The 21,218-nt window shown below is 70.4% G+C and carries 24 protein-coding genes; 11 read left to right on the forward strand and 13 right to left on the reverse strand.

The genetic code is table 11. From position 1 onward, the window contains the following. Positions 1-57: 57 nt before the first annotated feature. Positions 58-453 carry a GntR family transcriptional regulator gene (locus FCH28_RS37100; protein ID WP_136744868.1) on the reverse strand — a complete coding sequence of 132 codons (396 nt, stop codon included), beginning with the start codon at positions 451-453 and terminating at the stop codon, positions 58-60. Positions 454-628: 175 nt separating this feature from the next. Further along, entirely contained in the window at positions 629-1,120 is a 492-nt protein-coding gene (locus FCH28_RS37105; protein WP_136744869.1) for a GNAT family N-acetyltransferase, read from the reverse strand. A 78-nt stretch (positions 1,121-1,198) separates the two neighbouring features. On the opposite strand from FCH28_RS37105, the gene FCH28_RS37110 reads away from it, so the two are divergent. After that, entirely contained in the window at positions 1,199-2,002 is an 804-nt protein-coding gene (locus FCH28_RS37110; RefSeq protein ID WP_136744840.1) for an exodeoxyribonuclease III, read from the forward strand. 76 nt (positions 2,003-2,078) lie between these two features. On the opposite strand, the gene FCH28_RS37115 is transcribed toward FCH28_RS37110, so the two are convergent. Then, positions 2,079-2,885, reverse strand: coding sequence for a MerR family transcriptional regulator (locus FCH28_RS37115; protein WP_425472076.1), 807 nt, complete (start codon positions 2,883-2,885; stop codon positions 2,079-2,081). A gap of 173 nt (positions 2,886-3,058) precedes the next feature. Here FCH28_RS37115 and FCH28_RS37120 point away from each other — a divergent pair, with 173 nt between their 5' ends. From FCH28_RS37120 to FCH28_RS37135, 4 genes are all read left to right on the forward strand, one after another. Then, positions 3,059-4,648, forward strand: a complete 1,590-nt coding sequence (locus FCH28_RS37120; protein WP_136744841.1) for a flavin-containing monooxygenase — start codon at positions 3,059-3,061, stop codon at positions 4,646-4,648. Continuing rightward, positions 4,645-5,727, forward strand: coding sequence for an alpha/beta fold hydrolase (locus FCH28_RS37125; RefSeq protein ID WP_136744842.1), 1,083 nt, complete (start codon positions 4,645-4,647; stop codon positions 5,725-5,727). The genes FCH28_RS37120 and FCH28_RS37125 overlap by 4 nt, the downstream gene beginning before the upstream one ends. Continuing rightward, the gene (locus tag FCH28_RS37130) at positions 5,724-6,605 is read left to right on the forward strand and encodes an SDR family oxidoreductase (RefSeq protein WP_136744843.1); all 882 of its coding nucleotides are present in this window, start codon (positions 5,724-5,726) and stop codon (positions 6,603-6,605) included. Before FCH28_RS37125 ends, FCH28_RS37130 begins: the two co-directional genes overlap by 4 nt. Positions 6,606-6,732: 127 nt before the next feature. Further along, a complete protein-coding gene (locus FCH28_RS37135; protein WP_136744844.1) occupies positions 6,733-6,927 on the forward strand; it encodes a hypothetical protein in 195 nt (64 codons plus the stop codon). Between the two features lie 138 nt (positions 6,928-7,065). Here the strand turns inward: FCH28_RS37135 and FCH28_RS37140 are convergent, their stop codons facing one another. The 9 genes from FCH28_RS37140 to FCH28_RS37180 form a co-directional block, all read right to left on the reverse strand. After that, complete coding sequence (locus tag FCH28_RS37140) at positions 7,066-10,416, reverse strand: S41 family peptidase (RefSeq protein WP_136744871.1); 3,351 nt, start codon at positions 10,414-10,416, stop codon at positions 7,066-7,068. A 317-nt stretch (positions 10,417-10,733) separates the two neighbouring features. Beyond that, positions 10,734-11,615 carry a JmjC domain-containing protein gene (locus FCH28_RS37145; RefSeq protein ID WP_136744845.1) on the reverse strand — a complete coding sequence of 294 codons (882 nt, stop codon included), beginning with the start codon at positions 11,613-11,615 and terminating at the stop codon, positions 10,734-10,736. 25 nt (positions 11,616-11,640) lie between these two features. After that, positions 11,641-11,949, reverse strand: a complete 309-nt coding sequence (locus FCH28_RS37150) for a hypothetical protein (protein WP_246103503.1) — start codon at positions 11,947-11,949, stop codon at positions 11,641-11,643. Between the two features lie 137 nt (positions 11,950-12,086). After that, on the reverse strand, positions 12,087-12,323 hold the full coding sequence (locus FCH28_RS37155; protein ID WP_136744846.1) for a DUF397 domain-containing protein: 237 nt from the start codon (positions 12,321-12,323) through the stop codon (positions 12,087-12,089). A gap of 44 nt (positions 12,324-12,367) precedes the next feature. After that, a complete protein-coding gene (locus FCH28_RS37160; RefSeq protein ID WP_136744847.1) occupies positions 12,368-12,574 on the reverse strand; it encodes a hypothetical protein in 207 nt (68 codons plus the stop codon). 62 nt (positions 12,575-12,636) lie between these two features. After that, positions 12,637-13,485, reverse strand: a complete 849-nt coding sequence (locus tag FCH28_RS37165) for a DUF5753 domain-containing protein (protein ID WP_136744848.1) — start codon at positions 13,483-13,485, stop codon at positions 12,637-12,639. A gap of 29 nt (positions 13,486-13,514) precedes the next feature. Continuing rightward, entirely contained in the window at positions 13,515-14,027 is a 513-nt protein-coding gene (locus FCH28_RS37170) for a DUF6879 family protein (protein WP_187364016.1), read from the reverse strand. Continuing rightward, complete coding sequence (locus FCH28_RS37175) at positions 14,005-14,232, reverse strand: hypothetical protein (protein WP_136744849.1); 228 nt, start codon at positions 14,230-14,232, stop codon at positions 14,005-14,007. The genes FCH28_RS37170 and FCH28_RS37175 overlap by 23 nt, the downstream gene beginning before the upstream one ends. A gap of 103 nt (positions 14,233-14,335) precedes the next feature. Further along, positions 14,336-14,752, reverse strand: a complete 417-nt coding sequence (locus tag FCH28_RS37180; protein ID WP_136744850.1) for an ATP-binding protein — start codon at positions 14,750-14,752, stop codon at positions 14,336-14,338. A gap of 215 nt (positions 14,753-14,967) precedes the next feature. Between FCH28_RS37180 and FCH28_RS37185 the strand changes: the two genes are divergently transcribed. From FCH28_RS37185 to FCH28_RS37210, 6 genes are all read left to right on the forward strand, one after another. After that, the gene (locus tag FCH28_RS37185) at positions 14,968-15,813 is read left to right on the forward strand and encodes a helix-turn-helix domain-containing protein (RefSeq protein WP_136744851.1); all 846 of its coding nucleotides are present in this window, start codon (positions 14,968-14,970) and stop codon (positions 15,811-15,813) included. 11 nt (positions 15,814-15,824) lie between these two features. Further along, positions 15,825-16,013, forward strand: coding sequence for a DUF397 domain-containing protein (locus FCH28_RS37190; RefSeq protein ID WP_136744852.1), 189 nt, complete (start codon positions 15,825-15,827; stop codon positions 16,011-16,013). Positions 16,014-16,136: 123 nt separating this feature from the next. Further along, positions 16,137-17,267 carry an energy-coupling factor ABC transporter permease gene (locus FCH28_RS37195; RefSeq protein ID WP_136744853.1) on the forward strand — a complete coding sequence of 377 codons (1,131 nt, stop codon included), beginning with the start codon at positions 16,137-16,139 and terminating at the stop codon, positions 17,265-17,267. Position 17,268: 1 nt separating this feature from the next. Beyond that, entirely contained in the window at positions 17,269-18,030 is a 762-nt protein-coding gene (gene cbiQ / locus FCH28_RS37200; protein ID WP_136744854.1) for a cobalt ECF transporter T component CbiQ, read from the forward strand. After that, the gene (locus FCH28_RS37205; RefSeq protein WP_136744855.1) at positions 18,018-18,794 is read left to right on the forward strand and encodes an energy-coupling factor ABC transporter ATP-binding protein; all 777 of its coding nucleotides are present in this window, start codon (positions 18,018-18,020) and stop codon (positions 18,792-18,794) included. Before cbiQ ends, FCH28_RS37205 begins: the two co-directional genes overlap by 13 nt. Before the next feature lie 148 nt (positions 18,795-18,942). Beyond that, the gene (locus FCH28_RS37210) at positions 18,943-20,220 is read left to right on the forward strand and encodes a serine hydrolase domain-containing protein (RefSeq protein ID WP_136744856.1); all 1,278 of its coding nucleotides are present in this window, start codon (positions 18,943-18,945) and stop codon (positions 20,218-20,220) included. A 21-nt stretch (positions 20,221-20,241) separates the two neighbouring features. Here FCH28_RS37210 and FCH28_RS37215 read toward each other — a convergent pair whose 3' ends face one another. Beyond that, positions 20,242-21,093, reverse strand: coding sequence for a DMT family transporter (locus FCH28_RS37215; protein WP_136744857.1), 852 nt, complete (start codon positions 21,091-21,093; stop codon positions 20,242-20,244). Positions 21,094-21,218: the final 125 nt, after the last annotated feature.

Here is a 21,218-nt window from a genome sequence, read left to right on the forward strand (position 1 = left end):
CGTGAGGGTCAAGCGGGGTGGCGGAGGGCGCCATGGGAGCGCCCCGCCGCCCCGGCCTCACTCCTGTGGATAGCGTTCCCCCAGGGCCGAGTCGACCAGTGCCTGGACGTCCTCGCGGGCCAGGCCCTCGGCGTGTGCCCGCGCCATCCAGGAGCGCAGTTCCTCGCGCAGCAGGGCGTCCGCCGCCGACTTGGGGCGGGCGAGGGTGCGGCTGACGAAGGTCCCGAGGCCGGGCCGGGGTTCGACCAGGCCCTCGCGTTCCAGCTCGCGGTAGGCCTTCAGGGTCGTGTTCGGGTTGACCTTGGTCGTGGCGGCGACCTGCGCGGCAGTCGGCAGCCGGTCACCCTCCACCAGGATGCCCAACCGCAGGGCCTGCTGGACCTGTTGGACGATCTGGAGGTAGGTGGCGACGCCACTGCGGCGGTCGATGCGGAATTCGACCATGCTCACCACCTCACCGCTGTGTACGTGTCCGGCGCTGCCGCCGGCCGTGTCTTCTGCGCCGGGGCTGCCGTCCGGCCCTTGCCACTGCGTCCCCGTCATCCGACCGTAGTCGAAGTGCTACGGGTGCCGGTGTGCGCCAAAGAGGGAACGGCGACCGCGGCGGGCCGTCCCGGGCCGGGGCGGCCTAGCCGTCGCTCAGCGACTTCGCCATGCAGCGGCTCGACTCGTACGTCCGGTAGAGCCCGAACTTGTCAGCCTTGTCCAGAATGCGGTAGCCGCTGGAGGTGTAGAGCGCGATCGCCTCCGGTTGCTTGGTCCCGGTCTCCAGCACCATCCGGATACGCCCCGCGGCCCGCGCATCCGCTTCCAGCGCGGCCAGGATCCGGCGCGCCAGCCCCCGCCCACGGGCCTCCGGGAGCACGAACATCCGCTTGATCTCGGCGTCCCCCGCCGCGTACCCCTCGGCCGGGTCCTCGATGGCCCGCCAGCCGCCGGTGGCCAGCGGACGCCGGTCCTCGTACGCCATCAGGTAGATGCCGTGGGGCGGCGTGAACATCTCCGGAGCCAGCGGGGTCATATCGCCGCCGTCGCCGTAGCGCCGGTCGTACTCCTGCTGGACGAGTTCATCGAGCTTGACCGCGTCGGGGTGGTCGTAGCGGATGGTGCGTATCTCTATTCGGGTCTCCACTCCGAGAAGGGTACGGGCGCCCGGGCGGGTGGTGGAAAGGATTCAGCGGGTCGGTATGGTGCCCGGATGCTCACCGTGACGTCTGTGAATGTGAACGGGCTGCGCGCCGCGGCCAAGAAGGGCTTTGTGCCGTGGCTGGCGGAGACCGGCGCTGACGCGCTGTGCCTCCAGGAGGTGCGGGCCGAGGCGGCGCAGCTGCCGGACGAGGTGTGTGACCCCGACGGCTGGCACACCGTGCACGTCCCGGCGGCCGCCAAGGGGCGGGCCGGCGTCTCGCTCTACACGCGGCGCGAGCCGGACCGGGTCCAGGTGGGTTTCGGCTCGGCGGAATTCGACGGCAGCGGGCGCTATGTCGAGGCCGATCTGCCGGGCGTGACCGTCGCCAGCCTCTATCTGCCCTCGGGCGAGGTCGGCACGGAACGGCAGGACGAGAAGGAACGCTTTCTGGCGGAGTTTCTGCCGTACCTCGTCGACCTGCGGAAACGTGCCGCGGCCGAGGGTCGTGAGGTGCTGGTGTGCGGGGACTGGAACATCGCGCACCAGGAGGCCGACCTGAAGAACTGGAAGGCCAACGGAAAGAAGTCCGGCTTCCTCCCGGAGGAGCGCGCCTGGCTGTCCGACGTCCTCGACGAGACCCGGGGCGGCTATGTCGACGTCGTCCGGGCGCTGCACCCGGATGTCGAGGGGCCGTACTCGTGGTGGTCGTACCGCGGGCGTGCCTTCGACAACGACGCCGGGTGGCGGATCGACTACCACCTGGCCACGCCGGGCCTGGCGGGGCGTGCGGTGAAGGCGTACGTGGAGCGGGCCGAGAGCTATGACACACGGTGGAGTGATCATGCTCCGGTGACGGTGGTCTACGACCTCTGACGGTGGGCTACGGCCTCTGACGGGGGTTACGGCCTGAGGAGGCGACCGCCGTCGCGGCGCGTGCTACGGGGACGAGTCAGTCGTCCCCGCACTCCCGCTCCCGCATCCATGCGTCGATTTCCCTGCGGACGCGGCGGTCCATGGCCATGGAGAGTTCCGCTTCGACGACGCCCTTGGAGAGGGGGCGGAGCTTCTCGATGGTCTGCACGATGCGCTCGGCCTCTTCCGCCGTGGGGGGCTCGTCGGCGGTGCGGTCCAGGACGTCGGCGAGGACGTGGGTGCGGACGAGAGTGGTGAAGATGTCGGCGAGGGCGTCGGCGTGGGCGCGTACCTTGCGGGCGGCTTCGAGGACGGCGGCGAGCGGTATGCCCTTGTCGACGAGGTCGGTGGAGGCGTCCAGGAGGCGGCGGCTGATGTGGACGAACTCGTCGCCGTCGACGGCGAGATAGCCGAGGTCCAGGGACGCGGCGAGGTTCTCCGCGCTGATGTCCTCGCTGAAGTGGTCGGCCAGTTCCTCGGGCGTGAGACGGACCGGGGTCTCCTCGGACCACGGCGTCACGATCGAGTCCTCCAGGCCGAGGAGTTCGCCGACGTCCCGGCCGCTCTCGAAGGCGGCGAGGAGCTCGGCGATGCCGCCGAGGGTGTGGCCGCGCTCCAGGAGGGCGCCGATGGTGCGCAGCCGGGCCAGATGATGCTCGTTGTACCAGGCGATCCGGCCCTCCCGGCGCGGCGCCGGGATCAGCTTGCGCTCTCGGTAGAAGCGCAGCGTACGTACCGTGATGCCGGCTTCCTTGGCCAGCTCGGGCATTCGGAATTCGCGCGTCTTGGGCCGCTCGACGGTGTCCTCGTCGGCGATCGCCTTTTCGTTCTCATTCGCTGCCACTTGTTCACCCTATGCCGGGAACGCCTCGGGGGGCTCGGGGGTGCGACCGCCGGTAACTTCGTGGCGCGGGACCCCTACCGCTCGGTACGTCGCTGCCCTACTCTCCCATTGTGCCAGTGATTGCTGGCGCGGTTGGGGCGAGGATGTGGACTTCGAACTCGGGAGGCGGCGGCATGGCCGAGCGCGAGCAGAGGCATGTGCGGGTGGCGGTGATCGGATCGGGGTTCGGTGGCCTGGGCGCGGCGGTACGGCTGCGCCGTCAGGGAATCACCGACTTCGTGGTCCTGGAACGGGCCGACTCGGTGGGCGGCACGTGGCGGGACAACAGCTATCCGGGATGCGCGTGCGACGTGCCCTCGCATCTGTACTCCTTCTCCTTCGCGCCCAACCCGGAGTGGCCGCGGAACTTCTCCGGGCAGCCGCACATCCGGGCGTACCTGGAGCGGGTCACGGACACCTTCGGGCTGCGTCCGCATATCCGCTTCAACTCCGATGTGCGGAGCCTGCGTTGGAGCAACGAGGAGCTGCACTGGGAGATCGATACGGCGAGCGGGGCGCTCACCGCCGATGTCGTCGTGTCGGCGACCGGACCGCTGTCGGATCCCAAGATTCCCGACATTCCGGGGCTTGACGACTTTCCCGGCAAGGTCTTCCATTCGGCGCGCTGGGATCACGACTACGACCTGCGCGGGAAGCGGGTGGCCATGATCGGGACCGGCGCCTCCGCGATCCAGATCGTGCCCGCCATCCAGCCCGAGGTCGACCGGCTCACCCTCTTCCAGCGCACCCCGGCCTGGGTCCTGCCGCGCGCCGACCGCAAGATCTCCGCCGCCGAGCGCTGGCTGCACACCAGGATCCCGGCCACCCGTGCCGCCCGCCGCGGCCTGCTGTGGGGCATCAGGGAACTCCAGGTCAGCGCGTTCACCAAGCGTCCCAACGAGCTGGGGCTGATCGAGGGCCTGGCCAAGGCGCACATGAAGAAGGCGGTCAAGGACCCGGCGCTGCGCGCCACCCTCACCCCCGACTACCGCATCGGCTGCAAGCGCATCCTGCTCTCCAACACCTACTACCCGGCGCTCACCAGGCGGAATGTGGACGTGGTCGCCGCCGGGCTGACGGAGGTACGGGGGAATGTGCTGGTCGGCTCGGACGGGAGCGAGACGGAGGTGGACGCGGTCGTCTTCGGCACCGGCTTCCATGTCACGGACATGCCGATCGCACACCGGGTGACCGGCGCCCACGGCACCACGCTGGCCGAGGAGTGGAAGGACGGAATGGAGTCGCTGCGCGGTGCGAGCGCGGCCGGGTTCCCCAACTTCCTGACCATCATCGGCCCCAACACGGGCCTCGGGAACAGCTCGATGATCCTGATGATCGAGTCCCAGCTGAACTACATGGCCGACTTCATGCGGCAACTCGACATCCTCGGCGGGAAGATCGCGCTCAGCGCCCGGCCGTCCGCGGTGCAGGAGTGGACCCGCAAGATCCAGAAGCGGATGGAGCGCACGGTGTGGAACACCGGCGGCTGCGACAGCTGGTATCTGGACTCCAGCGGGCGCAACACCACCGCCTGGCCGGGGACGACCTCGGAGTTCAGGAAGGTGACGCGGCAGGTCGATCTCGCGGAGTACGAGGTGCTGCGGGTGCCGGGGGCGCGGGCCGCTGGTCAGTCGGTGGACAAGCCGGTGGACAAGCCGGTGGCTGCCGGTACGGACCGGTCACCTGACCAGGGTGCTGCCGAGCGAAGCGAGGTTTCCGCATGAGTCGGGCCGCCCATGTCACCGGCGGGCCGTACGCGCCGCCCGCACCGCGCGAGACGCGCACCGTCACCTCGGCCGACGGCGCCCGGCTGTACGCCGAGATCCACGGGCCCAAGGACGCACCCGCCGTCGTCCTCGCCCACGGCTGGACCTGCTCCACCGCCTTCTGGGCCCCGGTCGTCCGCGAACTGGCCACCGACCACAAGGTGATCGTCTACGACCAGCGCGGCCACGGCCGCAGCCCGGCCGCCCGCCGGGCCGGCCACAGCACCCGGGCGCTCGCCGACGACCTGGTCGCGGTGCTGGAGTCGGCGCTGGAGGCGGACGAACGCGCCGTCGTGGGCGGCCACTCCATGGGCGGCATGACGATCATGGCCGCCGCCGACCGGCCGCAGCTGCGCGCGCGGGCCGCCGCCGCGTTCCTGTGCAGCACGGGCAGTGCCGCGCTCGCCATGGAATCCCGCGTCTTCGCGCTGCGCTCCCCGAACGCCCGCCGCCGGGCGCACCGTCTGCTGCTGCACTCGCGCGCCCCGCTCGGCCCGGTCACGCCGGTCGCCAAGTGGGCCCTGAGGTACGCCACGATGGGCGCCGGCGCCACCGCCGAGCAGATCGAAGCCTGCGCGCGGATCGTGCACGCCTGCCCGGCCGGCGTACGGTCCCACTGGGGCAGGGTGCTGTCCGGGCTCGAACTGACCAGTGGTGTCGCACGGTTGGAGATGCCGACCGCGGTTCTCGCGGGCACCGCCGACCGGCTGACGCCGATCGTGCACGCCCGCCGGCTGGCCGCCGTACTTCCCGACTGCCGTGGGCTGACCGAACTGCCCGGCCTGGGACATATGACGCCGATCGAGGATCCGGGCGCGGTCGCGGCCCGCCTCCGCGAACTGGTCAGTGACCACCTGACGACCGGCCACGCGACGACTGGTCACCGGACCGGTCACCCGACAACCGACCACCAGAAGACCGAAGCCGACCACCAGAAGACCCAAGCCGACCACGAGAAGACCCGAGCCGACCGCAAGAAGACGGACGCCGAGCAACGGACGACGGCCGAGCGGCAGAAGAAGGAGAAGACGGCATGAGCGCGCGCAGGAACCTGGAGGGGCAGGTCGTCGTCGTCACCGGCGCGGCACGCGGGGTCGGTGAGCTGCTGGCGCGCAAGCTGTCGGCGCGCGGCGCGACGCTCGCGCTGGTCGGCCTGGAGCCGGACGAGCTGCGCGAAGTCGCGGCCTCGCTGCACGGCCCGGCGCACCACTGGTACGCGGACGTCACCGACCATGAGGCGATGGCCCAGGTCGCCGGGGAGGTCAAGGACCGCTTCGGGAAGGTCGACGCCGTCGTCGCCAACGCCGGGGTCGCCACCGGCGGCCCGTTCGTCGACTCCGACCCGGTCGCCTGGAAGCGGGTCATCGAGGTCAATCTGATCGGCGGCGCGGTGACCGGCCGGGCCTTCCTGCCCGTACTGATGGAGTCCCGGGGCTACTTCCTCCAGATAGCCTCGCTCGCCGCGATCACCCCCGCGCCGATGATGACCGCGTACTGCGCGTCCAAGTCGGGCGTGGAGGCGTTCGCGCACAGCCTGCGCGCCGAGGTCGGCTACAAGGGCGTACGGGTCGGCGTCGGCTATCTGAGCTGGACCGATACCGACATGGTGCGCGGCGCCGACCAGGACGACGTCATGCGCGAGCTGCGCGCCCGTCTGCCCTGGCCGTCCAACAAGACGTATCCGCTCGGCCCCGCCGTCGACCGGATCGTGGCGGGCATCGAGCGCCGCTCCGCGCATGTCTACGGGCAGTGGTGGCTGCGCGGCATGCAGTCGATCCGCGGCTATCTGCCGTCGGTCATCGGCTCGGTGGGCCAGCGCGAGATGCGGCGCTTCGGGGACCGGCTCGACGGGATGCGGGTCGGCCTGGTCGGCGCGGGCGGCGAGGCGGACGAGAAGGCGCGGACGAACCGGTAGGCGCGGCGCGGAGGCGAGGCCGGTACGCGCCCCGTACCCTGCCCCTCTTTCGTCGAAATGCGCTGTATGTCCGTTCATGTCAGGCTGGTCGAGCCCGATTCCCGACACCCGCACAGGAGTGAACAGCATGGGCATCTCGGACCAGTTCAAGGACAAGGGCGAGCAACTCTCGGAAGAGGCGAAGAAGCGGATGCGCGACGTCAAGGAGCGCGGCAAGAAACAGGCCAAGGAGCGCGGCCAACAGAGTCGCGAACGTGGCCAACAGGGCCGTGACCAGCGCGAAGACCTGCTGGACGATGTGGACGACCGCGACGTGTTCTAAAGCTGACCCGGCGTATGCTGTTCCGGCGTGCGCCGACCGGCGTATGTCCTGAACGCCATGCGCGGGCCAACATGCCGCGGATGAACGAGGGGTGCACCCGAGGACCCGGGTGCACCCTTCAGTCGTGTCGGTTCTGCATCACCCGGCCAGTCGCCCCGATCCACCACTGCGCGGCGGCAGTTGCGGCCGGCGCCGGTCCGGTACGTCCGACAGGTCCGGCGGGGTCGCCGCCGGGTGGCGCTCCAGCAGCTCCAGCGCCGTACGGACCGCCACACCGAGCTGCGGATGGCGGCCCTCGGCCCAGTGCAGCGGCGACCGCAGCGCCTCGATGTCGACCTCGACGCCGTGGTTCTCCACGCCCCAGCCGTACAGCCGGAACCAGGCCGCGTTCATCGGCACGGTGATCGCGGTGCCGTCGCCGAGCCGGTGCCGGCCGGTCATCCCGACCACCCCGCCCCAGGTGCGCATGCCCACCACCGGGCCGATGCCCAGCAGTTTGAACGCCGCGGTGATCATGTCGCCGTCGGACGAGGTCATCTCGTCGGCCACCGCGACGACCGGGCCGCGCGGCGCATTGCTCGTGTACGACACCGGCTGGGCGCCGCGGGTCAGATCCCAGCCCATGATGGTGCGGGTCAGCTTCTCGATCACCAGCTCGGAGATATTGCCGCCCGCGTTGCCCCGTACGTCCACGATCAGGGCGGGCAGTGAGAGCTCCATCCGCAGATCCCGGTTGAACTGGGCCCAGCCGGACCCGCCCATGTCGGGGATGTGCAGATAGCCGCACTTACCACCGCTCAACTCCCTTACCACCGCCCGGCGTTTGGCCACCCAGTCCTGGTAGCGCAGCGGCCGTTCGTCGATGAGCGGGACCACCGCCACCCGGCGGGGGTGGCCCCCCTCGGCGGGATGCGCGAAGGTCAGCTCGACGGTGGTGCCGCCCGCCGCGGACAGCAGCGGATACGGGCCGGCCACCGGGTCCACCGGGCGGCCGTCCACATGGGTCAGCGCGGCACCCTCGCGGATACCCGTACCGGCGAGCGGGGAGCGCGCCTTGGAGTCCGACGAGTCACCGGGCAGGATCCGCTTGACCACCCAACTGTCGTCCCGGCGCACGAAGTTGGCGCCGAGCAGACCCATCGCCCGCTGGTAGTGCGGCGGCCCCTCGTTGCGGCGGGCACCGGTGACATACGCGTGCGAGGTGCCCAGTTCGCCCAGCACCTCGCGGAGCAGATCCGCGAACTCGTCGGGCGAGGCGACCCGTTCGACCAGCGGCCGGTACTGCGCCAGCACATCGTCCCAGTCGATGCCGCACAGCTGCGGATCCCAGAAGTACGCCCGGATGATCCGGCCCGCCTCCTCGTACGCCTGGCGCCACTCCGCCTCGGGATGGACGTCGTGCAGGATCCGCCGCAGGTCTATGAAGACCGCGGTGTCGGGGTCGGGCGGCTCGGTCGCCGGCACCGCGCGCAGATCGCCCTCGTCGTTGACGACCACTCGTGTGCCGTCCCCGCTGAGCGCGAACCCGTCCAGGGAACTGGTCAGTTCGGTGCGCCGGGCCTTGACCAGATCGAAGTGTTCGAGGGTGGGCCGGCCCGACACGTCGGCCGGATTGGCGAAGGTCTCGCCGAGCGCGCCGGAGATCGGCCAGCGCAACCAGACCAGTCCGCCACCACTGACCGGATAGAGCGAGGAGTACTTGGACGCCGCGACCGGGAACGGGGTGACCCGGTTGGGCAGCCCCTCCATTTCCACCAGCACCGGCCCCTCGCCCACCGGCGGATTCTCCATCGGGTCCAGACCGCCCGCCGCCGGCCGTCCCTCCGGGGACAGTGCGAAGGGGGACGGGGTCGCCGACGACAGCGGTACGAGATACGGGCGGCAGCCCAGCGGGAAGGACAGATCGCCGGTGTGCACGTCGTAGACCGGGTCGAACCCACGCCAGGACAGAAAGGCCAGGTAGCGGCCGTCGCGGGTGAAGACAGGCTGCTCGTCCTCGAAGCGGCCGTTGGTGACGTCGACGATGGTGTGGTCGGCCAGCCGGGCCATCTTGATCTTCCGCAGCGAACGGCCGATCCCGGGGTGCGACCAGGTCAGCCAGCCCGAATCGGGGGAGAACGCCAGATCGCGGACGGGCCCGTTGTCGGAACGGACCAGCTCGCCGACGTCACCGGGGAGCGGGGCGGGGGAGGGTGCGGCGGGCTCCCCCGCCCCGGACTCCTCCCCGGTCCCCTCCTCGGGCCGTGCCACATTCACCAGCAGCAGCCGGCCGTCATGGGAGGCCACCGCCAGCCGCTCGCCGTCCGGCGAGGAGACCATCTCGTGCACCCGGCCGAGCTTCCCGGCCGCCAGCCGGCGTGGCCGGCCCGCGTCGCTGGCCCGGGGCAGATTGGCGATCTCGATGGCGTCCTCGCCCTCGGCGTCGGTCACATACGCGATCCGGCCGGTGGAGCCCAGCATCTCGGGCAGCCGCACCCGCACGCCCGGGGTGTCGTGGATCGCGCGGGCCGGGCCGTCGCGGTGGGTGAGCCAGTACAGGCTGCCGCGCACGCCGACCGCGCTGGCCCGCCCGGTGGCGTCCACCGCCAGCGAGGTGAGGTGCGAGGCCGCCGGGACCTGGTAGTGGCGGCGGCCGGCCCGCGGCCCGCCGAGCCGCACCGCCAGCTTGCGCGGTACGGCGTCCGAGGCCAGGTCGTCGATCAGCCAGAGCTCACCGGCGCACTGGTAGACGATGCGGGAGCCGTCGGTCGAGGCATGCCGGGCGTAGAAGTCGGAGTGATCGGTGTGCCGGCGCAGGTCGGAGCTGTCGGGCAGACAGGAGTAGACGTTGGCGACGCCTTCGTGGTCGGAGAGGAACGCGATCCGGTCGCCCACGAACATCACCGAGTCGAGATGCCCGCCCAGATGCGGCAGCAGCCGGGTGCCGTGCAGCCACATCCGGCCCATCGCGCCGCCCCGGTAGCGCTTCCAGGAGGCGGGCTCATGCGGCGGCTTGCCGGTCAGCAGAAGGGTCTTGTGCTCCCCGTCGACATCGGCGACCGCGATGTCGGAGACCGGCCCCCAGGGCAGTTGCGCACCCGGACTGCCGTCGGTCGCCAGCTTGAACGCCCAGGAGTAGTACGAGAAGGGCTGGCCGTGCGAGGAGACCGCCAGGATGTGCCCGTCCGGAGTCCACCCGCAGACCCGCGCGTCCGTACTGCCCCAGTACGTCAGCCGTCGGGCCGGCCCGCCGTCCACCGAGGCCAGATGCACCTCAGGATCGAGGCTGCGCCAGGTGGTGAAGGCGATATGCCGGCCGTCGGGCGAGAAGCGGGGGTGGCCCACGCGGGTGCGGTCGACGGTCAGCCGCCAGGCGCGGCCTGGCTCCTCCCCGTCCGGGGCGATCGGCGCCATCCAGAGGTCGTCCTCGGCGGCGAAGCAGAGCGAGTCGCCGTGCACATGCGGATAGCGCAGATACGAGCCGGGCGGCGGGCCGGGCGCGGTCGGCATCCTGCGCAGCCGCCCGCGAGGCTTGGCGGGGTACGCCTCCGGGTGCGGGCCGACGGCCTCGCGTGCGTCGCTCACGCATCCATCGTTTCGGCAGGGCCAGGGGGCGGCAACTCGGCGACGCGATCCGTGCCGGGGGAGCCGCGAGTGGCTCCCCGCCCACCACCCCCGCCCACCACCCCCGCCCACCACCCCCGCCCACCGACGCGGCGCAACCGGCGAGGCTCTGACGGCTCTGCGAAAGGCCCGGCAACGGCGTCCCGCCGGGGGGGGGAGAGAGAGTGGCCGTTGCCGGGCCATTGGTGTTTCGGAAGGCTGCGTCAGGTCCTCTCGCTCACGGCGGTCTCTCGGATCCGTGCCGCGGCCGTGGCCGGATCCAGCCGACCGAGGAAGTTGATCACCATGGATCGCGCCGCACGGACACCGTTTTCAAGATCTTTGGTGAATGCGCTCGGAGGCACCTCCATCCGGAACGACTGCTCCTCCACGGCCAGCTCGACGAGCTGCTGCACCAGCCACAACCACGGCCGGTCCCTGATCGCGAACGTCAGGTGACAGCTCGTGGCACTGCCGATTGCGTGCGGGCTGTGCACCCAGCCTCTCGGGACGATCAAGGTGTCTCCGGGCGCCAACTCGAACTCGACGTCGGGTGGGCTCGTCTCGAAGTGCTCCTGCAGTTCCGGGCTCCACATACGGGGCGACGACAAGTAGTCATCCATCGGGTAATCGACGACGGGGCACCACAAAGGCCAGCGTTTGCCTCCGGCGAGTTGCGCGATGATCCCCGTGAATTGGTCCCAGTGATGTCTGAGGCCCTGCTTTCCCGGCGGTGTGATGATCGCGCTCACATGGTTCGGGTACCCGGTCTCACGCTGGATTTCGGACGACAGCTGAGCCAAGTACGGGATCGAGCGCTGTGCCTCCCGGAGGTTCACGCTGTGGCCCTCGTCGACCAGCTCGCGGATCTTCTCCGGGAGGAGTGCGCCATCCCGGGAGAACCGGCCCGGATGAACAGCCTGCCCGTCCCTGACCACCGCGACGTACTGCGCAGACAGAAGGCCGTAGTCGATATACGCGTCCAAGAGGGACAGCGGCACACTGCGATCCAGATCGGTGGTGCCTCGGTGGTACACACGCGGTTCAGTCGGCCACGAGCCCAGCAGTTCGCCCACGTCGTCGTTCAGTAGCACTTCCAACGACATACGTCTCCTCCTCGGCGCTGTCCGGTCAGGCGGGTGGAAGTGGGCAAGGGATATGCGGATGTGAGCGGTTGGGGCAGGCCACCACCGAGTACGAGGCCAGGGAGCCCGAGGCTGTCCAATAGGCCCATGTCACGTCGGTGCCGCGTGGCAGTGCGTCGAGCGCGTACGCCGTCTTCACGTCAAAACCGCAGTACGCGAGCCTGCCGTCCTCCCGTTCAAGGGGAGGGTTCTCCTCGTACACCCCTTTCAGCCATGACACGGCGTTGACCGGGCTGGTCCAGGTGCATTCGGCGGCAGCCTGGTTGCGCCGCATCAGCCAGTGGCCGACCATCATCGGCGGCAGCGTCGAGGCGAGAAAGGCGCGGCTCTGCTCGTCTTCCGGAGGCCGGCCCGGCCGGCGCAAGCCCTCTTGCCCGTACTGCTTGCCGTTGCCGACCCAGGGGCCGTACCCATGCCAATGTCCCTGCCAGTTCAGGGCTGCAGCCCCCGCTCCCTGACCCAGCCAAGAGCGAAGGCGTCGAGTTCCTGGGCGGTCGCACGCAGCTCTTGGCCAGCGCCCTCGGGCTTGGTGTCGTGCACGACGAACGTCCCGGTCATGCCCGGGATTTCGGCGACCGAGAGGCAGGTTTCGTGCTCGCCTCCCAAGTTGCCGCCACAGAAGGTGGCGAACTGAGCGTCGGCGATGGGCGCGTCGTAGACGTCGGGCATGGTGTGCTCTCCTTCTAGGTGCGTCTGCAGAAGTGGGTGCCGGATCACCTGGTGCCCCGCCTGACGACGTCGGCGAGTGCGACGGCCACCTGCGCGCTGACACGGCCCAGGTCGACGAGGTTGAGGTCGGGCGATGCGGCGTCGCACGTGAGCGAGGGAAGGCGGATGTCCGCCCCGGCCAGTGCGGTCCTGAGTTCTTCGACGGCCTTGGCGGCGGTCAGCTGTGGAGTCTTCGAGCGCGTGGTGGTCATGTGAGCCACGCTAGAAACGTGCAGGTCAGGGGCTCAACGAGTGTGCCGGAACTTGCCAGGAGTCACCCGGGCGAGTCGATTGCGGCTGTGATCAGATCCCGAGCCGCCCCGCCATACACGGCGAGATCCGCAAGAGCGGAGAACGTCTGGGCGTACAGGTTGATCTCGTGCGGCTGCGTGACCGTCACGTGCGCGGACACCAATTCGACGTTGGCCTGAACGTCATCGAAGAGGAAGAATCCTTCGACGGGCCAGAGCCCGGACCGGTCGGCACCGAGCGGCACGATGCCAAGGCTTACGGAAGGCAGAGCTGCGGCGACGAGGAGATGCCGTAGCTGGCCCGCCATCACCTCGGGCCCACCGATCCGATATCGGAGGGTGCTCTCTTCGAGGATGATCGCAAAGCGATGATTCCCCTTGTGCACGATGTGCTGCTTGTCCATGCGTACTCGTACGGCCGCGTCCACATCGTCGACGAGCTGTCGACGATCGCGGATCGAGGTCAGCAGTGCCCTGATGTACGGCGCTGTCTGCACGGGCCCTGGGATCAGCCACGAGGAGTAGATGCGAAAGCGCCGAGTACGTTCCCAGAGCGGGAGGACTGACTCCTGAGCCTGCCTGAGTCCCGACCGCTCCATGCGGCGCCACTCGACGTACATACCGTTGATACCGCGAGCAGTTGCCACGAGATCTTCAGCGAGGTGCAGCGCACCGCAGTGCAGCGCCCAGGCACGGAGATCCGGCTCCGAAGGGCTTCGGCTGCCGCTCTCGAAGCGGGAGCACTTCGATTCGTGCCAGCCGGCCAAGGCGGCCAACGCCCGCGCGGTGAGGCCGGCGTCAAGCCGTATCTCGCGCAGGCGTTGGCCCAGGGCCTTCCTGGCCTGGTGAACGCTCGACGATGGTGAGGTCATGCTGCGTGGCCCGTGCCGCCGGGTGCTTGTCAGACGGGCCGGTACGCCTCGTGCGGCACCGCGCGTTCCCACACGGCCTCGAATGCCGATGCGCAGAGTTTCGCGACCTCGGGGTCCGTGACGACCTCGTGTTCCAGGGAGTCCCCGTCCCCGTCGAAGTGGTTCACCAGGACGAGACCGGAGTCGAAGAGCCAGAAGTCGTTGCCCGGCAGGGCGATGCTCGTCGCGTCGCGCCGCGACAGCCATCGCACCTGCTCACCGGCCGCGATGTTGAGGCCCTCCGTGACCTCGTATTCGAAGCGGATGTAGGCGCTGATCGGCTCGGACACGATCCGGGCGCGCCGGACTTCCACCCCCCGGGCGGTCGACTCGGAGACCAGCCGGAGCCAGTCCCCCCACCGCTGCGCGGGCTCGATGGTCCGGCCTGCGCTCCAGTCGATGAACGCCGGGTCCGACTTCATGTAGCCGTCGCGCATCTCCAGATGGACCGCCGACCTCTGGCAGTTGTGGAACAGCTCCTCAAACGTCGGGACCGTTGTCACGCTTCACCTCCAGGAAGAACTGCACCATGCGCCGGGGGATTTCGACCACCGTCTCATGGCCGGGGATGTCCATCTGGGCCAGGCGCTCCTGATCCAGCACTTTCCAGCCCTGAACGAGGTAGTTGTCCGTCTCTTCGTCCAGGTACACCGTGGGAGAACCACCGCTCGGACTCTCGGGGTCCTTGCCGAGTTTCCGTAAGGCCATGACGTCTACCTCCGTTGAGGGCAACGATTTGCATGCCCGAGATTGCCGACAACTCGCCGTACAGGCGAGGAACTTGCCAGGACTTGCCGAGAGGCCACTTCGCTCACGCAGCGGCGGCCAGTTCACACCAGACGTACTTGCCCGCGGCGCCGAAAGCGGTTTCGGTGAGGGGGAGCCAGCCCCAGTCGTCGGCACAGATGCCGACGAGGGCGAGGCCACGGCCCTCCTCGGCGTCCGCGCTGGTGAGCAGCAGGGGTTCCGGTGGGGTGGGGTCCGTGTCCCAGACGCCGATACGGAGGGTGCCGTCCTCCCAGTGGAGAAGTAGGCCCGCGGGACCCTTGGTGTGGCGCATGGCATTGCCGATCAGCTCGGTGGCCAGGAGGGCTGCGGTCACGGTGAGGTGGGGGAGGCCGTGGGCGGTGAGGATGAGGCACAGGGTGTGGCGGCTGATGGGGACCGCGCGAGGGTCGTGCGGGATGTAGAGGGAGTAGTCCCAGGGTTCGTCGGCGCTTTCAGGCATGCGGTAACTCCAGCTTGGGGGAGGGAGTTGAGATGCGCGATCGCGGGCGGGCGGTGGCAGTGTCGCGGCCGTCTTGGCAGGGCGGGGCGGTGCGCTTCCGGTGCCAGCATTTCGCAGCGTGTGTGGCACATTACTCACGGTAGGGGGCGGATCCGACCCAGGTCAAGCCCGACCCCTACTATCGTCTTCCTCAACTGACAGGAAAGTAGGGGCGCATGGTGGCGAGGAGGAACATCACGGCGCGGCAGGAGCGCCTGGGGAAGGAGCTTCGGAAGCTCCGGGAGCGGGCGGGGCTGTCCCTTCGGGAAGCGGCCCGCGCGACGGGGATCAACGAGGGCAAGTTCTCCAACTTGGAGGCGGGCCGAGTCGGCGTGAGCGCCGAGCGCGTCCGGCTCTTGGCCGGTCACTACGCAGCTGAGGATGCCGCGTTCGTCGATGCCCTGGCCGCGATGACAGGCGAGCAGGTGCGCGGGTGGTGGGTCGACTACCGAGGTCAGCTCCCATCGGGGTTCCTTGACCTGGCGGAACTGGAGCACCATGCCGCGCACTTGAGGTCGTTCGAAAACGTTCAGATTCCGGGCCTGCTGCAGACAGAGGAGCAGGTGCGGGCGATCTACTCCGTTGCGCGGCTCCCCGAAGAGCAACTCGATGCACGTGTTCACTTCCGCCTGCGGCGGCAGGAGGTCTTGGGCAGACCTGAGCCATTCCGCTATGAGGTGGTGGTTCATGAGGCTGCGCTGCGCGTCAGGGTGGCTGACCGAAAGGTCGCCCGAAGGCAATTGCTTCACATCGCGGAGCAGTCCGAGCGTCCTCAAGTCGCTGTGAGAGTAGTCCCGTTCGATGTAGACGGATTCACAGAGATCGGCAATCCGACTCTGATCGCGGTCGGCCCTGTCCCACAGTTGGACACCGTCCTGCTGGACACCGTGCACGGGGGGACGTTTATGGACGCGGAGGCGCAGCTTGGCCGGTACCGGAGGGTGATAAGCGACGTGGAGGGGGCTGCACTGGGAGTCGTAGAGTCGAGGGACTTCATTCACCGACTGGCGCAGTGCGTCTGAAAGGCCCTGGCATGGCAGCGGCACCTGTATGGCAGAAGTCTTCGTTCTCCGGCAACGGAGACGCGCCCAACTGCGTGGAGATAGCTGCCGCAGACGGGGCCGTCCACCTCCGTGAGAGTGGCGACCCGGTCCAAGCCCTCTCCGCCACCCCGGCCGGGCTAGCCGCGCTCATACGCCACATACGGGGCGAGGCGGATTAAGCCCCCGCATCCCGGGCCTCCGGGACCGGTCCCGCATCCCTGGCGCTCTTGCAACTTATTCGCAGTAGACCGCAACATTGGTGGGTTGCTTTGGCTGGAAGCGGACTGCGGAGACCCCCTGAGATGCACGTACCCGATGGATTCATCAACGCGCCGGTGTCGGTGGCGACCGGTGTGGTCGCCGCGGCCGCCGTCGCGGTCAGTCTGCGTGGTGCCCGGCGGGAGCTGGCGGGTGCGGGCTCGGGCGCGGAGCGTACGGCGCCGCTGGCCGGCCTGGTGGCGGCGTTCATCTTCGCCGTGCAGATGCTGAATTTCCCGGTGGCGGCCGGGACCAGCGGGCATCTGCTGGGCGGCGCGCTCGCGGCGATTCTCGTCGGCCCGTACACGGGTGTGCTGTGTGTCTCCGTGGTGCTGCTGATGCAGGGCGTGCTGTTCGCCGACGGCGGGCTGACCGCGCTCGGGGTCAACATCACGGATATGGCGATCGTGACGACCGTGGTCGCGTATGCGCTCTTCCGGGGCCTGGTGAAGGTGCTGCCGCGCGGGCGGCGGTCGATCACGGTGGCTTCGTTCGTCGCCGCCCTGGTATCGGTGCCGGCCGCGGCCGGGGCGTTCACCGGACTCTACGTACTGGGCGGCACCGCCGACGTGTCGATCGGCAAGGTCTTCACCGCCATGGTGGGGGTCCATGTGCTGATCGGGATCGGCGAGGCCGTGATCACCGCGCTGACGGTCGGGGCCGTGGTCGCGGTGCGGCCCGACCTGGTCTACGGGGCCCGTGGGCTGACCCAGCCGCTGGAGCTGCGTACGGTGCAGGTCGCGGTGCCGGGCGCGGGCGCGGGTGAGGTCACGACCGCGGCGCGGGAGAGCGCGGAGAGCGCCCCCGAGCCGGCATCCGGGCCCGCCCCCGCCGCCCCCGGCCCCCGCCGCTCCACCCGCCGCGTCTGGCTGGCCGGTGTCGCGACCGCCCTGGTCTGCGCCGGCGGCGTCAGCTACTACGCGTCCGCCGACCCCGACGGTCTGGAGAAGGTCGCCCATGACCAGGGGATCGACGCGAAGGCGAAGGACCACGCCGCGAAGGACTCGCCGCTCGCGGACTACGGCGTGAAGGACATCGGCGATCCGCGGCTCTCGGGCGGGCTGGCCGGGGTGATCGGGGTCGGCGCGACGCTGGCCGTGGGGACGGGTGTGTTCGTGGTGGTCAGGCGGCGGAAGAGCGCCGGCACCGCCGAGCGCGCGGTCGGGAGCGTCTGAGGTGGGTGCCGGGCACTCTCATAAGCTCTACCGGCACGGGCACTCGCCCGTGCACGCCCTGCCGCCGCACTGCAAGATCGCGGCCGTCTTCTGCTTCGTGCTGGTCGTCGTCTCCACGCCGCGGGAGGCGGTCTGGGCCTTCGGGCTGTACGCCGTACTGATCGCCGCGGCGGCCGGGGCCGCCCGGGTGCCGGCCGGATTTCTGCTCAAACGGCTGCTCATCGAGGTGCCGTTCGTGGCGTTCGCCGTGCTGATGCCGTTCGTCGCCGAAGGCCCGCGGGTGGACGTCATCGGGCTGAGCCTGAGCGAGTCCGGCCTCTGGGGTGCCTGGAACATCCTCGCCAAGGGGACGCTGGGCGTCGCCGCCTCCGTCCTGCTCGCCGCCACCACGGAGCTGCGCGAACTGCTGCTCGGCCTGCAACGGCTGCGGATGCCCCCGCAGCTCGTCCAGATCGCCTCCTTCATGATCCGCTACGGCGATGTGATCACCGACGAGATGCGGCGGATGCGCATCGCCCGCCTCTCCCGCGGCTTCGAAGCGCGCGGCGTACGCCACTGGGGCATCCTCGCCAAGTCCGCCGGCGCCCTGTTCATCCGCTCCTACGAACGCGGCGAGCGGGTCCACCTGGCGATGGTCAGCCGCGGCTACACCGGCACCATGCCGGTCATCGCCGACACCACCGCCACCCGCGCACAATGGACCCGCGCCGCCGCCCTGCCCGTCGCCGCCCTCGCCGTATGCCTCCTGGGATGGACCCTTTGAGTACGACCACGCCCGCCGCCCCGTCCCTCGACGTCTCCGGGCTCGCCTACGCCTACCCCGACGGCCATCAGGCGCTCTTCGGCGTCGACCTCACCGTCGGCCGCGGCGAGCGGGTCGCGCTGCTCGGGCCCAACGGCGCCGGCAAGACCACCCTCGTCCTGCACCTCAACGGCATCCTCGAAGCGGGCGCCGGCACGGTCACCGTCGCCGGGCTGCCGGTCGGGAAGAAGAACATGGCCGAGATCCGCCGCCGGGTCGGCATCGTCTTCCAGGACCCCGACGACCAACTCTTCATGCCCACCGTGCGGGAGGACGTCGCGTTCGGCCCGGCCGCGGCGGGGCTGCGCGGCCCGGAACTGGAGGCGCGGGTCACCGAGGCGCTGGAGCGGGTCGGCATGGCCGGGTTCGCGGACCGCCCCCCGCACCACCTCTCCTTCGGCCAGCGCCGCCGCGTCGCGGTCGCGACGGTGCTCGCCATGCGGCCGGAGATCCTCGTCCTGGACGAGCCGTCCTCCAACCTCGACCCGGCCTCGCGGCGCGAACTCGCCGACATCCTGCGGTCATTGGAGGTCACCGTCCTGATGGTCACGCATGACCTGCCGTACGCGCTGGAGCTCTGCCCGCGCTCCGTCGTCCTCTCCGGCGGTGTCATCGCCGCGGACGGCGGCACCCAGGATCTGCTCTGCGACACGGAACTGATGCACACCCACCGCCTGGAGCTGCCCTTCGGGTTCGACCCGCGGTCGGTGACGCTGTCGGGGTGAGCGCTGCCGCTCCGGCCGCTCGCGGGTGACCGTTCGCCCGCCGCCGTTCGCCGGTGGCCGGTCGGCTGTGACGAATGCCACCCGCCGAGGCCCTGGTTACCAGCACCGATCCGGACGTTGCACCATTGATGGGTCACCAAAGCGACGGATGAGTGGGAAGCGGGAATCAGTGGTGGACGTCCAGGGCACGGTCGAGGACGGCTTCGAGCCGGTCCGGGACGCCTTCGCAGCGAACTTCGCACGACGCGGCGAGCGGGGCGCGGCGGTCGCCGTGTACCGGCACGGGCGGAAGGTCGTGGACCTCTGGGGCGGGAGCCGGGACGGTGACGCGCCGGCCGGCCCTGGTGTCCTGACCGGCCCTGGTGCCCTCACCGACCCGGGCGCCCCGGCCGCCGCATGGGAGGCCGGGACCGCGCAGATAGTCCGCTCCGCGACCAAGGGCATCGCCGCGATCGTGCCGCTCCTGCTGCACCAGCGCGGCCTGCTCGACCTGGACGCGCCCGTCGGCACGTACTGGCCCGAGTTCAAGGCGGCGGGCAAGGACCGGGTTCTCGTCCGCCATCTGCTCTCGCACCGCGCCGGACTGCCCGTCCTGGACACACCGCTCACCCCCGCCCAGGCCATGGACGGGATCAGCGGCCCCGCCGCGGTCGCCGCCCAGGCACCCGCCTGGACGCCCGGCACGGATCACGGCTACCACGCGCAGACGTACAGCTGGCTGATCGGCGAGCTGGTGCAGCGCGTCACAGGGCGTGGCATCGGCCGTTGGGTCGCCGAGGAGATATCCGGGCCGCTCGGCCTCGACCTGTGGATAGGTGTCCCGGAGGCGGTCCAGTCCCGCGTCGGGCGGCTCGCCGAGATCGAGACGGTGGACCCGGGCGGCTCGGCGGGGCTGCGGGTGCGCCCGAAGCGGGCGGTCGTTGAGGCGTACGAGGATCCGTCGTCGCTCACCCGGCGTGCGTTCGGCGCGATATCGCCCGCCGCCGACGAGAACGACCCGGCCTACCGGGCGGCCGAGTTGCCGGCCTCGGCGGGGGTCGCCACCGCGCGGGCACTGGCCCGTTGCTACGCCGCACTGATCGGCCCTGTCGACGGGCACGCCCGTCTCTTCGCACCGGCGACACTGACGCTCGCCCGCACCGAGGAGTCCGCGGGCCTAGACCGCACGCTGCTGGTCAACACCCGCTTCGGGCTCGGCTTCATGCTGCACGGGCCGGCGTCGCCGTTGCTCGCGCCGGGATCGTTCGGCCACCCCGGGCGCGGGGGTGCGCTCGCCTTCGCCGACCCGGAGAGCGGGTTGGCGTTCGGGTACGTCACGAACGGGATGCGGCGGAATGTGACAGCGGACCCGCGTGCGCAGGCGCTGGTCGCGGGCCTGGCCGCCGCTTCCCGGGGCGCCGGGCTGTCCGCCGTGTCCCGTCCGTAGCGGCGGCCCCGCCGGACCCCCTCACCCCGGGTAGAGCATCAGCCCGATCCCGACCACCATCAGCCCCGCGGCGGCGATCCGGGGCCCGCCGAACCGCTCCTTGAAGAACAGCGCCCCGATCGCCGCGCCGACGATGATCGACGACTCGCGCAACGCCGCGATGGGCGCCAGCGCGGCCTGGGTCTGGGCCCAGAGCACCAGCCCGTAGGCGAACACCGAGAGAACGCCGCCCACGAGACCGCGCCGGGCGAACGGCTTGAGTTCGGTGAGGAGTTGGCCGCGGCGCCTGGCCAGCGCGTAGGCGGGGATCGCCAGGCCCTCCAGGATCATCAGCCAGGCGATGTAGCCGAGGGACGTGCCGGAGGCGCGGACGCCGAGGCCGTCGACGGTGGTGTACGCGGCGATGGACAGGCCCGTGGCGAGGGCGGCGATGATCGCCGGCCAGTGCGGCCGGGTGCCGGATCCGCGGATCCCCCAGAGGGCGACGCCGACCAGGCCGGCCGAGGCCAGCGCGACACCGGTCAGGACCCAGCCGTCGGGGATCTCGTGGACGAAGACGGCGGCGAGGACGGTGACGACCAGGGGCGCGGAGCCGCGGGCGATCGGATACATCTGGCCGAAATCGCCCAGCCGGAACGACTGCATGAGCAGCGACTGGTAGACGACGTGCAGGAGGGCGGAGGCCACGAGGTAGGGCCAGGCCCCGGCGGCGGGGAGGGGGGTGAAGAAGAGGAGGGCGGCGCCGCAGACGGCGCCGCCGGTGCCGAGGAGGGTGAAGGCGAGGAGTTGGTCGCGTATGCCGTGGGCTATCGCGTTCCAGCTGGCGTGGGTGAGGGCGGCGGTGAGGACCGCCGCCACGACGAGGGGCGTCACGCGGTGCGCTCGCGCACGTTCGCGGCTGCCGGGATGGTGGTCTCGGGCGCGGAATCGTTCATGGCCCGCACGCTAGCGAAAGCTGTACGGGCCATGCGAAGGGGATTCTGAGGGCGCCCCGGCCG

The organism is Streptomyces piniterrae, from assembly GCF_005048155.1.
Lineage (GTDB): Bacteria > Actinomycetota > Actinomycetes > Streptomycetales > Streptomycetaceae > Streptomyces > Streptomyces piniterrae.

Bases quoted from the DNA above. Each gene is read 5' to 3' on its own strand.
- FCH28_RS37110 (WP_136744840.1), top strand. From the start codon at position 1,199: ATGCTCACCGTGACGTCTGTGAATGTGAACGGGCTGCGCGCCGCGGCC.
- FCH28_RS37120 (WP_136744841.1), top strand. From the start codon at position 3,059: ATGGCCGAGCGCGAGCAGAGGCATGTGCGGGTGGCGGTGATCGGATCG.
- FCH28_RS37125 (WP_136744842.1), top strand. From the start codon at position 4,645: ATGAGTCGGGCCGCCCATGTCACCGGCGGGCCGTACGCGCCGCCCGCA.
- FCH28_RS37130 (WP_136744843.1), top strand. From the start codon at position 5,724: ATGAGCGCGCGCAGGAACCTGGAGGGGCAGGTCGTCGTCGTCACCGGC.
- FCH28_RS37135 (WP_136744844.1), top strand. From the start codon at position 6,733: ATGGGCATCTCGGACCAGTTCAAGGACAAGGGCGAGCAACTCTCGGAA.
- FCH28_RS37140 (WP_136744871.1), bottom strand. From the start codon at position 10,416: ATGCCGACCGCGCCCGGCCCGCCGCCCGGCTCGTATCTGCGCTATCCG.
- FCH28_RS37145 (WP_136744845.1), bottom strand. From the start codon at position 11,615: ATGTCGTTGGAAGTGCTACTGAACGACGACGTGGGCGAACTGCTGGGC.
- FCH28_RS37150 (WP_246103503.1), bottom strand. From the start codon at position 11,949: ATGATGGTCGGCCACTGGCTGATGCGGCGCAACCAGGCTGCCGCCGAA.
- FCH28_RS37155 (WP_136744846.1), bottom strand. From the start codon at position 12,323: ATGCCCGACGTCTACGACGCGCCCATCGCCGACGCTCAGTTCGCCACC.
- FCH28_RS37160 (WP_136744847.1), bottom strand. From the start codon at position 12,574: ATGACCACCACGCGCTCGAAGACTCCACAGCTGACCGCCGCCAAGGCC.
- FCH28_RS37165 (WP_136744848.1), bottom strand. From the start codon at position 13,485: ATGACCTCACCATCGTCGAGCGTTCACCAGGCCAGGAAGGCCCTGGGC.
- FCH28_RS37175 (WP_136744849.1), bottom strand. From the start codon at position 14,232: ATGGCCTTACGGAAACTCGGCAAGGACCCCGAGAGTCCGAGCGGTGGT.
- FCH28_RS37180 (WP_136744850.1), bottom strand. From the start codon at position 14,752: ATGCCTGAAAGCGCCGACGAACCCTGGGACTACTCCCTCTACATCCCG.
- FCH28_RS37185 (WP_136744851.1), top strand. From the start codon at position 14,968: ATGGTGGCGAGGAGGAACATCACGGCGCGGCAGGAGCGCCTGGGGAAG.
- FCH28_RS37190 (WP_136744852.1), top strand. From the start codon at position 15,825: ATGGCAGCGGCACCTGTATGGCAGAAGTCTTCGTTCTCCGGCAACGGA.
- FCH28_RS37195 (WP_136744853.1), top strand. From the start codon at position 16,137: ATGCACGTACCCGATGGATTCATCAACGCGCCGGTGTCGGTGGCGACC.
- FCH28_RS37205 (WP_136744855.1), top strand. From the start codon at position 18,018: ATGGACCCTTTGAGTACGACCACGCCCGCCGCCCCGTCCCTCGACGTC.
- FCH28_RS37210 (WP_136744856.1), top strand. From the start codon at position 18,943: ATGAGTGGGAAGCGGGAATCAGTGGTGGACGTCCAGGGCACGGTCGAG.